A 13,111-nucleotide genomic window follows, 5' to 3' on the forward strand; every position below is an offset into this window, starting at 1 on the left:
GCGATGCGGCCCCGGCATTCCTTCAGTCACACCATGCGCTCAGGTCTAGTGACTGCTGCGCCGCCGAGCGGGACGATTCGACACTTCGACAAGCTCCCTCGCCACAGGAACACCAGAGGTCTCGTGATGAAATACCTGCCCTTCCTACTGCTCTTGAGTCTTTCCCTGGCCCAGGCCGACGAGGGCGACGACGCCCCGCTGGTCATCAACGGCTGCACCCTCGCCGTACACAGCCAGTGCCCCGGCGCCAATCTCAGGGGCGCCAACCTGAGCAATCAGGATTTACGCAACATGAACCTGGCCGGCGCCGACCTGCGCGATGCCGACCTGCGCCACGCCAACCTCGACCTGGCCAATCTGGAAAAAGCCCGGCTGCAAGGCGCCAACCTGACTCGCGCCAGCCTGCAGCAAAGCAATCTGCGGTTAGCTGATTTCAGCGGGGCAACATTGATCGCGATCCAGGGCTGGGGCCTGTTCGCCCAGGGCGCGCAACTCCAGGACGCCGACCTCAGCGGCGCTTACCTGCAATTCGCCCGCCTCTCCGGAGCCAAACTGCACAACGCCAACCTGCGGGCCGCCGATCTGGAAATGACCTGGCTGAGCAAGGCCGATCTCAAGGGCGCGAATCTCAGTGATGCCAACCTGCAAGAAGCCAAGCTGGGCGAAAGCAACCTGGAGGGCGCCAACCTCAGCGGCTCGCGCCAGCACTACGCGAATTTTCAGGATGCAAACATGGAGGGCTGCAGCGGCTGCCCGACCACCTGGAATCGCTAACCCCTCCCCCTCCTTTGCAGGAGCGAGCCTGCTCGCGAAAAACCCGAGAGCGCCGCGGGGCATCAGGCTCCCCCGCGTTACCGTTGACGTTCTTCGCGAGCAGATGTCGATGCTTGCTCTTTTGTAGGAGCGAGCCTGCTCGCGAAAAACCCGAGCGCACCGCAGGGCATCAGGCTTCCCGCGTTATCGTTGACGTTCTTCGCGAGCGGGCTCGCTCCTACAAAGGCACAAGCGAAAAACCCGAGCGCGCCGCAGGGCATCAGGCTCCCCGCGTTATCGTTGACGTTCTTCGCGAGCAGGCTCGCTCCTACAAAGGCACAAGCGAAAAACCCGAGAGCGCCGCGGGGCATCAGGCTTCCCGCGTTATCGTTGACGTTCTTCGCGAGCAGGCTCGCTCCTACACAGGCACAAGCGAAAAACCCGAGAGCGCCGCGGGGTATCAGGCTCCCCGCGTTATCGTTGACGTTCTTCGCGAGCAGATGTCGATGCTTGCTCTTTTGTAGGAGCGAGCCTGCTCGCGAAAAACCCGAGCGCGCCACGGGGCATCAGGCTTCCCGCGTTATCGTTGACGTTCTTCGCGAGCAGATGTCGATGCTTGCTCTTTTGTAGGAGCGAGCCTGCTCGCGAAAAACCCGAGAGCGCCATGGGGCATCAGGCTCCCCGCGTTATCGTTGACGTTCTTCGCGAGCCGGCTCGCTCCTACAAAGGTACAAGCGAAAAACCCGAGAGCGCCGCGGGGTATCAGGCTCCCCGCGTTATCGTTGACGTTCTTCGCGAGCAGATGTCGATGCTTGCTCTTTTGTAGGAGCGAGCCTGCTCGCGAAAAACCCGAGAGCGCCGCGGGGTATCAGGCTTCCCGCGTTATCGTTGACGTTCTTCGCGAGCAGATGTCGATGCTTGCTCTTTTGTAGGAGCGAGCCTGCTCGCGAAAAACCCGAGAGCGCCGCGGGGTATCAGGCTCCCCGCGTTATCGTTGACGTTCTTCGCGAGCCGGCTCGCTCCTACGCAGGCACAAGGGCGGTGAATCAGCCGGCCACCCGCACCACGCCCATGTCGATGCCCAGGTGCACCAGTTCGGCATGGGACGAGACCTGCAACTTGCTCTTGAGCAACGTCAGGTGATTGGAGACTGTTTTGCTGCTGATGCTCAGCTGTTCGGCAATCATCCGGGCCGGGGTGCCTTTGGCGATCATCACGAAAATTTCCAGCTCGCGCTGGGTCATGCTCTGCAAACGCGGATCGCTGGCGTCCTGTGGCGGGTGGCAGGCCAGTTGGGTGGCCAGAGGCTGTTCGATGTAGGCATGGCCCGCGAGAATCCGCCGCACCGCTTCGATCAGCACTTGCGGCGCCGAGCTTTTGGTGAGGTAGCCCGAGGCCCCCGCGTCCAGTGCCTGACGCACCAGGGGCAGCTCGTCGTGCATGCTGAAAAACAGCACCCGCAACTGTGGCAGGCGCTGCCGCAGGCGTCGTGTGGTTTCCAGGCCGCTGATCCCCGGCAAACCGAAATCCATGATCACCAGATTCGGCACAGCCTCCTGCACCCTGGCCAGCGCCTCCTCGCCGGTCGCCGCTTCTCGCACGTCCATTGCCGGCAGCACCGCGCGCAACAGACTCGCGTAGCCCTGGCGGACCACCGCATGGTCATCGACCAACAGAATATTCATGACACCTCCAAAGGCATGCTCAAGGCCAGCGCCCAACCGGCGCCGGGCCGGCTGATCACCCGCAGTTCGCCGCCCAGGCTGCGGGCGCGCTCGAACATCGAATGCAAACCGACACCCGGCCGGGGTGGCTGTCGGGCGCCGCGACCGTTATCGCGAATCAGCAAGCGCAGATGGCCGCCATGATGTTGCAGGCGAACCCGCACCTCACTGGCGCCGGCGTGACGGCTAATGTTGGTCAGGGCTTCCTGCAACAGGCGGTAGAGATGAGTCTTGTCCGGTACGGACAACGGCGGCAACTGCGCGCTGACCCTCAACTGGCAATCGATCCCCTGCCGGCCTTGCCATTGCTCGACCAGCAAGCCAAAGGCTTCGGACAACGACAGGTGTTGCAACACCACCGGATAGAGGCCATGCACCAGCGCCCGAAAGCCCTGTTGCAGGTGTTCGCAATTGTGTTCGAGCTCACGCACTGTGCGTTCCACGGTGTCTGGCTGATCCGCCACCAGCCGCAGCAGGCAGGCCTGGGCGCGAATCCCCGCCAGGTATTGTCCGAGGTCGTCGTGCAGGGTCTGCGCCAGTTGTGTGCGTTCCTGTTCCTGCACCGCCAGCAACGTCCGGGTCAGTTCGGTGTTGTCGGCGCGTGCCTGTTCCAGTGCGTCGGTCATGCGGTTGAAATGCGTCGCCAGTTGCCGCGCCTCCGGCAGGCCTTGCGCACGCAAACGCACCTTGAGCTGGCCGCCGGAGACCTGCTGCAGGGCACGCAGCAAGTCGTCGAGCAGGCCCAGGCCCCGACGCACGGCCCAGCGAATGGTCAGCAGACTCAACGCTAACGCCAGGCCACACAGGCTCAGCAATTGTTGGAGGGAATCCCAGACTTCGTCGATTTCATCCCGTGGATCGACCGCGATCTGCACGCGGCGGCCGTCCTGTAACTGGAGAACCCGTTCACTGTGTCGGGCCTCGGCAAACAACAGCCGTCCGAGCCAGGCATCGAGCCCGTCCTGCACCGGCAGCCGTTCCGCTTCGCCCGGCTCGAGCCAGCGCACCCGCACGTGACGCAAACTGCGCGTCAGCCGTGGTTGCAGGCTGGCAGGATTGCGCTCGGCGGTTTCGCTCAGGTACTCGACCACCGCTTCGGCGGATTGCAGCTCACGCTCCACATCCGCCAGCGCCTGATGCACCAGCAACCCCATGCACGCCAACGTCACCAGGGCGAAAAAACCGCACACCCAGAGGTTGATCCGCCACAGGGCCGACATGCCTAGCGTCCCGGTGTCGCGGGCATGACGAGCAACGGCGCGGGGCGCGGGCCGTGCAGCTTGTCGACGCCGATCAGGCTCAGGACCAGTAAAAACGGCAGGAGCAGCGCTTTGAGAATTCGCATGATCGATTGCCTCCAGGGTAATGGCCGTTTCAGCCCATGCTAAAACCGCACCGCACGGTGCGAGCTACTACCTTGGTACTGCCTCGCTGGTACTTTCTGCATATTTCATCCGGCCTTCAGGCTTCCTATGCTGGCGCTACCTGTAATGGAGTGCCCTATGCGCCAGCTTGCCCCTTACGCCTTGTTCTACGTGCTGGCGATTGCCTGCGCGGCGGGGCTGGCGACTCAAAGCCAGGCCGCCGATGCGCCGTTGCAGGTGCGTATCGGCTACCTGGGCTATCGCCCCGACCCGGGACCGCTGCTGTCGAACGTCATTCCCGAACCGACCGATGCCGGGTTGCGCGGTGCTGAACTGGCGATCACCGACAGCAACAGCACCGGGCGTTTTCTCAACCACAGCTACAGCCTGGTGAGTGCCAGCGTCGACAGCCCGGATGCGTTGATTCATGCCGCCCAGGCCCAGCACGAACAGGGCCTGCGCCTGTTTGTGGTGAATGCGCCGGCAGAGAGTCTGCGCCGGCTCAGCGCGGTACTTCCCGACAGCCTGTTGTTCAACGCCGGCAGCCCGGACGACAGCCTGCGCACCACCGATTGCCTGCCGAATGTGCTGCACAGCCTGCCCAGCCGGGCGATGCTCGCCGATGCCCTGGGGCAATTCCTGGTGGTGCGCAAATGGCAGCGGGCCCTGCTCATCGTCGGCCCGACCGCAGACGATCAAGCCTACGCCGCCGCCCTGCGCCGCGCGGCCAAACGCTTCGGTGTGCAACTGGTGGCGGAAAAAGCCTGGAGTTTCGACAACGATCAACGACGCAGCGCCCAGGCCGACATGCCGCTGTTCACCCAGACCGCTGAATACGACGTGGTGTTGGTGGCCGACGAACGCGGCGACTTTGGTGAATACGTGCCGTACCAGACCTGGTACCCGCGCCCGGTGGCGGGCACCCAGGGCCTGACCCCGGTGGGCTGGCACAAAACCGTGGAAACCTACGGTGCCGCGCAGTTGCAGAAACGTTTCGAAGCCCTGACCGGGCGCTGGATGAACGACCGCGATTTCGCTGCATGGATGGCCGTGCGCAGCATCGCCAGCGCCGTGAGCAAACTGCGCCAGACCGAGCCCATGGCGATCCGTCAGCTGGAAATCAGCGATCAACTGCCGCTGGACGGCTTCAAGGGGCGCAAGCTCAGTTATCGGCCGTGGAACGGCCAGTTGCGCCAGCCGATCCCCATCGTGCAACCCCGTGCGCTGGTCAGCACCTCGCCCCAGGACGGCTTTCTGCACCCCTTCAACGAAATGGACAGCCTGGGCTACGACAAGCCCGAGGTCAGTTGCCGCTTTCCCTGATCCCTTTTTTCACAACAACGACAACAATAAGGAATCTGCCATGCGCCGCACCCTGCTCTCATGCGCCCTGCTGCTCGCTGCGGGACACGCCGCGGCCAGCACCGCCTGGGTCTCCAACGAAAAGGACAACAGCCTGAGCCTGATCGACATGCAGACCCTGCAAGTCACCGAGACCTTGCCCGTCGGCCAGCGTCCGCGTGGCCTGCTGCTGTCCCACGACAACAAGCTGCTGTACATCTGCGCCAGCGACTCGGACCGGGTGCAGGTGATGGACGTGGCCACGCGCAAGATCATCAAGGAACTGCCTTCGGGCAAGGATCCCGAGCAGTTCGCCCTGCACCCCAACAATCGCTGGTTGTATGTGTCCAACGAAGACGATGCGCTGGTCACGGTGATCGACACCGAAACCTCCAAGGTCCTCAGCCAGATCAACGTCGGCGTCGAACCCGAAGGCATGGCCGTCAGCCCCGATGGGAAATGGGCGGTGAACACCAGCGAAACCACCAACATGCTGCACTGGATCGACACCGGCACCCAGACCCTGGCTGACAGCACCCTGGTGGATCAGCGCCCGCGTTTCGTCGAGTTCTCGGCGGACGGTTCGCAGCTGTGGGCCTCGGCGGAAATCGGCGGCACCGTGACCATTCTCGACGTGGCCAGCCGCAAGATCCTCAAGACCCTGAACTTCCAGATCAAGGGCGTGCACCCGGACAAGGTCCAGCCGGTGGGCGTCAAGCTCAGCGCCGATGGCAAGTACGGCTTCGTCGCGCTGGGCCCGGCCAACCATGTGGCGGTGATCGATGCCAAGACCTTCGAGATTCTCGACTACCTGCTGGTGGGGCGACGGGTCTGGCAGATGGCGTTTACCCCGGATCAAAAGCAGTTGCTGGCCACCAATGGTGTCAGCGGCGACGTCTCGGTGATCGATGTCGAAAGCCTCAAGGTCATCAAATCGGTGAAGGTCGGACGCTATCCCTGGGGCGTGGTGGTGACCCCATGAACGCCCTGGAGGTCAGCGACCTGAGCTTCGCCTACGGGGCCCGAGAGGCCTTGCGCCAAGTCAGTTTCAGTCTGGCATCGGGACGCTTCGCGGCGCTGCTGGGGCCTAACGGAGCCGGTAAATCAACCCTGATCGCCCTGCTCACCCGGCTCTATGACGTACAGCACGGAGACATCCGCGTCGGTGGCTGCTCGTTGTCGAGGACGCCGCGCCCGGCACTTCGGCAGTTGGGCGTGGTGTTTCAACAAAGCACCCTCGACCTGGACCTCAGCGTCGAGCAGAACCTGCGTTATCACGCAGCGCTGCATGGCCTGTCCCGGCGCCAGAGCGCCCTGCGGGTCGAGGCGGAACTGGCCCGGCAGGCCCTGACCGAACGCCGGCGCGAACGGGTACGTGAACTCAATGGCGGGCATCGCCGGCGGGTGGAAATTGCCCGCGCCCTGCTGCATGAGCCACGTCTTCTGCTGCTCGACGAAGCCAGCGCCGGACTCGATCCGGCCAGTCGCCTGGCGCTCAACCAGCACATTCGCAACCTGTGCCGCGAGCAGCGCATCAGCGTGCTCTGGACCACCCATTTGCTCGACGAAGTGCAGCCCAGCGATGACTTGCTGATTCTCCATCAAGGCCGGCTGGTCGCCAGTGGGCAGGCCGACGCGCTGAGCCTGGAACACGGCGGCGATCTGGGTTCGGCCTTCACCCGTCTCACGACTTCCGGAGCTGCCCGATGAATGCGTACTGGCAATGTTTCAGCGGCATCGTGCTGCGCGAATGGCTGCGTTTCGTTCTGCAGCGCACGCGGTTTCTCAGCGCGCTGGTGCGGCCCTTGTTGTGGCTGCTGGTGTTCGCCGCGGGTTTTCGTGCGGCCCTCGGCATCGCGATCATCGAGCCCTACGACACCTACATTCCTTACGAGGTGTACATCATTCCGGGCCTGGCCTGCATGATCCTGCTGTTCAACGGCATGCAGGGTTCGCTGTCGATGGTCTACGACCGCGAGATGGGCAGCATGCGCGTGCTGTTGACCAGCCCCCTGCCCCGGACCTTTCTGCTGTGCAGCAAGCTGTTGGCCACGGCGCTGATTTCGTTGTTGCAGGTGTATGCGTTTCTGGCGATCGCCTGGGTCTACGGTGTGCGACCGCCGGCCATGGGCCTGTTGTGGGCCTTGCCGGCGTTGCTGCTGGTGGCGCTGATGCTCAGTGCCCTGGGCCTTTTGCTGTCGAACGCGATCCGCCAGCTGGAGAACTTTGCCGGGGTCATGAACTTCGTGATTTTCCCGCTGTTTTTCCTCTCTTCGGCCCTGTATCCGCTGTGGAAGATGCGCGAGTCGAGTGAATGGTTGTACTGGCTGTGCGCCCTGAACCCGTTCACCCATGCCGTGGAACTGGTGCGGTTTGCCTTGTATGAACGCTTCAATGCCCTGGCGCTGGCGGTGTGCGTGGGGCTGACCCTGCTGTTTTCGTTGCTGGCCGTGTTGACGTTCAACCCGCAACACGCCGCCTTGCGCAAATCCGGCTGACCGACCTCCCGAAGGACCAAAATTACTACTTTAGTACTGGTTTTCCTGTCTATCGTCGCATTCCAAACGCAGCGTGACTGGCATGTAATGGGTCCATAACGATAAGGACTGAACCCATGCCGCATGCCCGACGTCGCCTGCTGCGTCTCTCTCTTGCTGCGTTGTCGCTGAGCCTGTGGCTGGGCAACGCCCACGCTCAAGCCCCGCTGTTTTCCGCAGAGGGCTATCGCATCGACCTGTACCGCAGCCCGACGCCCCATGAGTTGCCGGGCGCGACCCTCGTCGACACACCGGCCCTGCAAACCCTGCTGGAACAAAGCCCGCGCCCGCTGCTGATCGACGTCTACCGCCGCCCATGGCTGCAAGGCCAATTCATCGAAGACCAGCCCCACGAAAACCTGCCCGGCAGCCATTGGCTGGCCAATACCGGTGATGGTGAGCTGACGCCACAGTGGCAAGACTATTTCGCGCACAACCTGAAAAAACTGACCGCCGGTGACCCGACGCAACCACTGGTCTTTTACTGCCGCTCCGACTGCTGGCTGAGCTGGAATGCGGTCAAGCGCGCGGCCAGCCTGGGCTATAAGACACTGTACTGGTACCGTGACGGTGTGGACGCCTGGCAGGCGGCCAACCTGCCGGTGACGCCGGCCCGGCCCGAACCCTTTCCCTGAGCTTTACGCGTGCGTGTTGTTGCCACACCATAATCAAAATAATGAGGTGAAAGGCTATGTACAAAATTCTGATTGCCGATGATCACCCGCTGTTTCGCGAAGCCATCCATAACGTCATCAGCGACGGCTTTGCCGGCAGCGAAGTGATGGAAACCGCCGACCTGGACAGCGCCCTGGCCCTGACCCAGGAACACGATGACCTGGACCTGATCCTGCTCGACCTGAACATGCCCGGCATGCACGGGCTCAATGGCTTGATCAACCTGCGCAACGAAGCGCCGACCATTCCGGTGGTGATCGTGTCCGCCGAGCAAGACAAGCAAATCGTCCTGCAAGCCATCACTTACGGCGCCGTGGGCTTCATTACCAAATCTTCGCCCCGCAGCCAGATGACCGATGCGATCCAGCAGATTCTCAACGGCAACGTCTACTTGCCTCCGGACATTATCCGCTCGGCCAGAACCGGCACGCACCGGCGGATGAACGACACCCCGAGCTTCCCGCCGGAGCTGCTCCAGGCCCTGACCCGCAAGCAATTGCAGGTGCTGGAACGCATGACCAAGGGTGAGTCCAACAAACAGATCGCCTACACCCTGGAAATCGCCGAAACCACGGTCAAGGCCCACGTCTCGGCGATCCTGCGCAAGCTCAACGTGCACAACCGGGTGCAGGCGATCCTGAGTGCCGGGGACATTGATTTCGGGTCGTATTTGCGGCGGTGAGGCTTGCCTGAAGACCGCATAACGGCTATCGCGAGCAGGCTCGCTCCCACAGGGATTTAGCCGATCCAGTGTGGGAGCAGGGCGGCGTTCCGACGAAGGGGCCGGCACCTGCACCCGAGCACTCAAGGCCGAGCGAGCAAATGACTCATGGCTGTCTTGAGCTTCATCGGCCGTACCGGCTTGTGCATCAGGGTGTGCCCCAGTTCGCGGATCTGCTGCTTGAGCTCGTTGCTGTAGTTGGCGGTGATCATCATCGCCGGGATCGGTGAGCCGCGCCGGGCATTGATCCGGGCCACGGCGTCCACACCGTTCTGATCGTTGTCCAGGTGATAGTCGGCGATCAGCAGGTCCGCGTCGGCGTGGTAGTTGTCCACTTGCCGTGCCAGGTCCTCTTCCGACAGTGCCGTGACCACCCGGCAGCCCCAACCTTCCAGCAGCGTGCGCATGCCGGCGCAAATGGTCGCATCGTTGTCCAGCACCCAGATCCGCGCCCCGCGCAGCCGTTCGAGCATCGGCTCGCTCATCAGCAAACCGGGGGCTGCCTGCGGCGCGGTGGCGCTTAACGGCACTTCGACGCAGAACATCGAGCCCTTGCCCGGCCACGAACGAACCTGAACCCGATGCCCGAGAATGCCGGCGATCTTTTCGACGATCGCCAGGCCCAGCCCGAGGCCGCGATCCTGATCCGGGCGTTGCACATCGCCACGTTTGAACTCCTGGAAAATCTCTTCCAGGCGATTTTCGTCAATGCCCATGCCGCTGTCCCAGACTTGAATCGACAGGCGCTGGTGATGACGCCTGCAACCCAGCACCACGCGACCGCTGTAGGTGTAGCGAATGGCATTGCTCAACAGGTTGCGCAGGATGCGCGCCAACAACTGGATATCGCTGCGCACCAGTGCCGAACAGGCAATGAAATGCAGCTCCAGGCCTTCGCTGCGAGCGACCTGGGTGTATTCCGCCGCCAGGGTGTCCAACAGCTCGCTCAGGGCGAACGGCGCAATGTCGGCCTTGATCACCCCGGCATCGAGTTTGGAAATATCCACCAGGGTGCCCAACAGGTTTTCCACGTCTTCCAGGGAGTTGCTGACATTGCGCACCAGCACCTCGTTGCTGACCGCCTCGCGGCGCTCCAGCAAGGCACTGGTAAACAACCGCGCCGCGTTCAAGGGTTGCAGCAGGTCATGGCTGACGGCTGCGAGAAACTTGGTCTTCGACAGGTTGGCTTGCTCGGCCTCCTGCTTGGCCTCGCGCAAGCGTGATTCGACCCGGCGACGCTCCTCGATCTCACGCAACAACTGGTCGTTGAGGGTGGTCAGTTCCGCAGTGCGTTCGCGCACCCGCAGCTCCAGATTCTGGTAAGCCTGATGCAACGCCTCGGCGGTGCGGCGGCGCTCGGTGATGTCGCGGATCAACACGAAAATCCCCACCACCTCGCCGCTGGCCAGCCGATTGGGCACGTAGGAACGCAGCATGTAGCGTTCCTGATTATTGACGTTGGTTTCGGCGACCTCGAACGTCACGCTCTCCCCCGCCAGCGCCCTGGCCACGTAGGACTCCAGGCGCTGGTAATGCTGCTCGCTGTGCACTTCGCGCAAGCTTTGGCCGAGCATCACGCCCCGTGGCCAGCAGTACCATTCTTCGTAGACCTTGTTGGTGAATTCGTAGACCAGGTCGGCGTTCAGATAGGCGATCAACGCCGGCACATGGTCGGTGATCAGGCGGATCCAGCGCTCGCTTTCGCTCAGGGCTTCGGCGTGCTGGTAGCGTTCGGTGATGTCGGTGAAGGTGTTGACGAATCCGCCCGTGGGCAGCGGATGGGTGCGAATCTCCAGGACCCGGCCATCGTAGAGGCGTTGTTCGCACTCCTGCGTGGGCCGCCCGTTGGCGTCGCGGCTGGCCGGGGTCAGCAGGGTCAATTCGCTGTCGGCGATCACTTCGGCAAACGGACGATGGGCCGCTACCGGTGCCAGGCCACTGAGTTCGAGGAACCGGCGATTCCACAGTTCCAGGATGCCTTCGGCGTTGACCATCGCCACCCCTTGGGAGAGGTTGTCCACCGCCCGTTGCAACAGGTGCGACTTCTGCGCCACCGCTTGCTCGCGGCGCACGGTTTCGCTGAGTTTGACGTCGGTAATGTCGGTGAACAGAATCACCCGCCCGCCTTCCTGGGTAGGCCGCTCGCTGACTTGCAACCAGCGACCGTCCTGCAGGCGATACAGCAGGTTTTCGTCGGCATGCCCGCGCGGCTCTTCGGTGAACAGGCCGTTGTTCATCATCAGGCGCTTGACCTCGGTCAGGCGCATGCCGGCGCTGATCCGCACCCGGCTGTTGCTCCAGAAGGCCTTGAAGCGGCTGTTGAACAGGACGATGCATTGCTGGGCATCGAACAGCACGAAGGCGTCGGAGATGCTCTCGATCGCGTCGATAAGGTGTTGATGAGCTGTTTCTGCGCGCAAGCGCGCTTCGCTGAGCAAGTGGTTGCCGGCCTTGAGTTCGGCCATGGCCTGGTTCAAGGCGTCGGTGCGCTCTCGCACCTGCTCGGCCAGCACCACCGAATGCTGGAACGCGGCGTAGGGATCATTGCCCCGGGTGATGCCGGACTCGATGCGTTCGATCAACGCGGCGTTGATGCGTTGCAGTTTCTGGTTGTCGTGTTGCAGGCCGGCGATCTGCGCCCGCAGTTCAGCGCAGTCCGAGGGACCGCCCTCGGGCAATGGCAACGCCGGTGAATGTCTGGTTGATGTGCATGCCATTGAACTGTTCTCCGTAGGTGTTGAACCCCATCACCCGCTGCTCGCGCAAGAAGGCGCCGATCTGCTCGAGGCTACCGTCGTCCTCCAGCTCCAGGCGCCGCAGAAAACAATCGCAGCCTATGGTCAGCAGCAAATCACCGAGACGCTCCTGCAAGCCGTCGAACAGGCTCTGCAGGTTCGGCAGCATGGGACCGGGGGTCATGGCGGTGAGGACGATGCCGTTCTCCACGGCGCAATAGAAACTCAGGCTCAAATCGGCATGAACCTGCTGAATGGCACGCACGTAATACTGCTCGTTGATCCGCACCGCCAAGGGGTGCGCGGCGAAGATCCGGTGATCGAGCTCGGCCACCGGCACGCCGATGTGTCGGGCGTACTCGGCGGCGGCCGGCTCGGCATTGAGTTCGAAGACCCGCCGCGAAGCGCTGTCGGCTCCGGTGACCACCAGTTTCTCCGCCCGGGGCAGGATGTGATGGGTGGTGAACACTTCGAAGTCCAGCCACGTATTGACCAGCACCACGACTGCCGCGCCGCTGTGAAACTCGCCGTCGAAGTAGACATGGGTGTGGGTCAGGTAGTTGTCGTCGCCGGCCGAACCGCCGAAATGCGGAATGTCGCCCAGCGCGGCGCTCAAGGCCGCCAGGACCATTTCTTCGCGGCTGGACAGGCCATCGAGCAAGGTCAGGGCAAAGCTGTTGCCCTTGATCGGTGCCAGGGTGTTGCTGCGACAGCCGCCGACCAGGCGCTCGACCATTTGCTGGGCGTCGATCAGGCTGAAGCGTTCCATTTCGTCGATCAGTTCGAGGGCGATGGAGAAGTGCCGGTGATCGAAACCGACCGCCGTCACGCAATTGCGTCCATACCCCAGCGGCGTGATTTCCCCGGCGCTGGTGCAGCCCGCCAGGCGAATGCCGCCGAAGCTCTGTTGCAAGGCCTGCCCCAGCGCCTGCAAATCGTACTCGGCGGAACAGAAGAACAGCACGAACCCCAGGTGCGGATGCAATAACTGTCGCGCCAGCTCCTGCGCCACCTGCCGGGCATCAGTGGCCTGGGACATCGCGCTGACGATACCTTCGTTCTGGACCTGCTGCATCGTCGCCTCCCGCAGGTGCGCATGTATGAGGTACGAGTGTACGAAGCCTGCGGGGGTGCGACCTATGCTACTTGGGTAGCGGTCAGGCGCTTCGATGGGATGAGAGCCGGAGCGTGGAAACTGGATGGCGGGGGCTTTTGTGGCGAGGGAGCTTGCCCCCGCCGGGCGACGAAGCGGCCCCTGCTT

General features: G+C 63.0%; 12 protein-coding genes. 7 read left to right on the forward strand and 5 right to left on the reverse strand.

Annotated features, from left to right (window positions below; all coding sequences use genetic code 11):
* Positions 1–126 precede the first annotated feature (126 nt).
* Entirely contained in the window at positions 127–774 is a 648-nt protein-coding gene (locus ACX3YF_RS26270; protein ID WP_130208678.1) for a pentapeptide repeat-containing protein, read from the forward strand.
* Between the two features lie 1,025 nt (positions 775–1,799).
* On the opposite strand, the gene ACX3YF_RS26275 is transcribed toward ACX3YF_RS26270, so the two are convergent.
* From ACX3YF_RS26275 to ACX3YF_RS26285, 3 genes are read right to left on the reverse strand one after another with little or no spacing between them, the layout of a single operon-like run.
* Complete coding sequence (locus ACX3YF_RS26275) at positions 1,800–2,438, reverse strand: response regulator (RefSeq protein ID WP_047528192.1); 639 nt, start codon at positions 2,436–2,438, stop codon at positions 1,800–1,802.
* A complete protein-coding gene (locus tag ACX3YF_RS26280) occupies positions 2,435–3,697 on the reverse strand; it encodes a sensor histidine kinase (protein WP_130208682.1) in 1,263 nt (420 codons plus the stop codon). The genes ACX3YF_RS26275 and ACX3YF_RS26280 overlap by 4 nt, the downstream gene beginning before the upstream one ends.
* A 2-nt stretch (positions 3,698–3,699) precedes the next feature.
* Positions 3,700–3,822, reverse strand: coding sequence for a hypothetical protein (locus ACX3YF_RS26285; RefSeq protein ID WP_262984254.1), 123 nt, complete (start codon positions 3,820–3,822; stop codon positions 3,700–3,702).
* Positions 3,823–3,979: 157 nt separating this feature from the next.
* Between ACX3YF_RS26285 and ACX3YF_RS26290 the strand changes: the two genes are divergently transcribed.
* The 6 genes from ACX3YF_RS26290 (at position 3,980) to ACX3YF_RS26315 (ending at position 9,076) form a co-directional block, all read left to right on the forward strand.
* Positions 3,980–5,164 (forward strand): ABC transporter substrate-binding protein, encoded by a 1,185-nt coding sequence (locus ACX3YF_RS26290; RefSeq protein WP_130208684.1) that lies wholly within the window; start codon positions 3,980–3,982, stop codon positions 5,162–5,164.
* A 40-nt stretch (positions 5,165–5,204) separates the two neighbouring features.
* Positions 5,205–6,164 carry a YVTN family beta-propeller repeat protein gene (locus tag ACX3YF_RS26295; RefSeq protein ID WP_454838043.1) on the forward strand — a complete coding sequence of 320 codons (960 nt, stop codon included), beginning with the start codon at positions 5,205–5,207 and terminating at the stop codon, positions 6,162–6,164.
* Positions 6,161–6,892 carry an ATP-binding cassette domain-containing protein gene (locus ACX3YF_RS26300; RefSeq protein WP_458974569.1) on the forward strand — a complete coding sequence of 244 codons (732 nt, stop codon included), beginning with the start codon at positions 6,161–6,163 and terminating at the stop codon, positions 6,890–6,892. Before ACX3YF_RS26295 ends, ACX3YF_RS26300 begins: the two co-directional genes overlap by 4 nt.
* On the forward strand, positions 6,889–7,680 hold the full coding sequence (locus ACX3YF_RS26305; protein WP_047528186.1) for an ABC transporter permease: 792 nt from the start codon (positions 6,889–6,891) through the stop codon (positions 7,678–7,680). Before ACX3YF_RS26300 ends, ACX3YF_RS26305 begins: the two co-directional genes overlap by 4 nt.
* Positions 7,681–7,796: 116 nt before the next feature.
* Positions 7,797–8,354 carry a PQQ-dependent catabolism-associated CXXCW motif protein gene (locus ACX3YF_RS26310; protein ID WP_196586907.1) on the forward strand — a complete coding sequence of 186 codons (558 nt, stop codon included), beginning with the start codon at positions 7,797–7,799 and terminating at the stop codon, positions 8,352–8,354.
* Between the two features lie 56 nt (positions 8,355–8,410).
* Entirely contained in the window at positions 8,411–9,076 is a 666-nt protein-coding gene (locus ACX3YF_RS26315; RefSeq protein WP_047528184.1) for a response regulator transcription factor, read from the forward strand.
* Between the two features lie 122 nt (positions 9,077–9,198).
* Here ACX3YF_RS26315 and nahK read toward each other — a convergent pair whose 3' ends face one another.
* Both nahK and nosP read right to left on the reverse strand, forming a co-directional pair.
* On the reverse strand, positions 9,199–11,793 hold the full coding sequence (gene nahK, locus ACX3YF_RS26320; RefSeq protein WP_130208788.1) for a hybrid sensor histidine kinase/response regulator NahK/ErcS': 2,595 nt from the start codon (positions 11,791–11,793) through the stop codon (positions 9,199–9,201).
* On the reverse strand, positions 11,762–12,925 hold the full coding sequence (gene nosP / locus ACX3YF_RS26325; protein WP_130208692.1) for a nitric oxide-sensing protein NosP: 1,164 nt from the start codon (positions 12,923–12,925) through the stop codon (positions 11,762–11,764). The genes nahK and nosP overlap by 32 nt, the downstream gene beginning before the upstream one ends.
* Positions 12,926–13,111 lie beyond the last annotated feature (186 nt).

The sequence above is a fragment of the Pseudomonas fluorescens group sp. PF-69 genome (assembly GCF_054481235.1).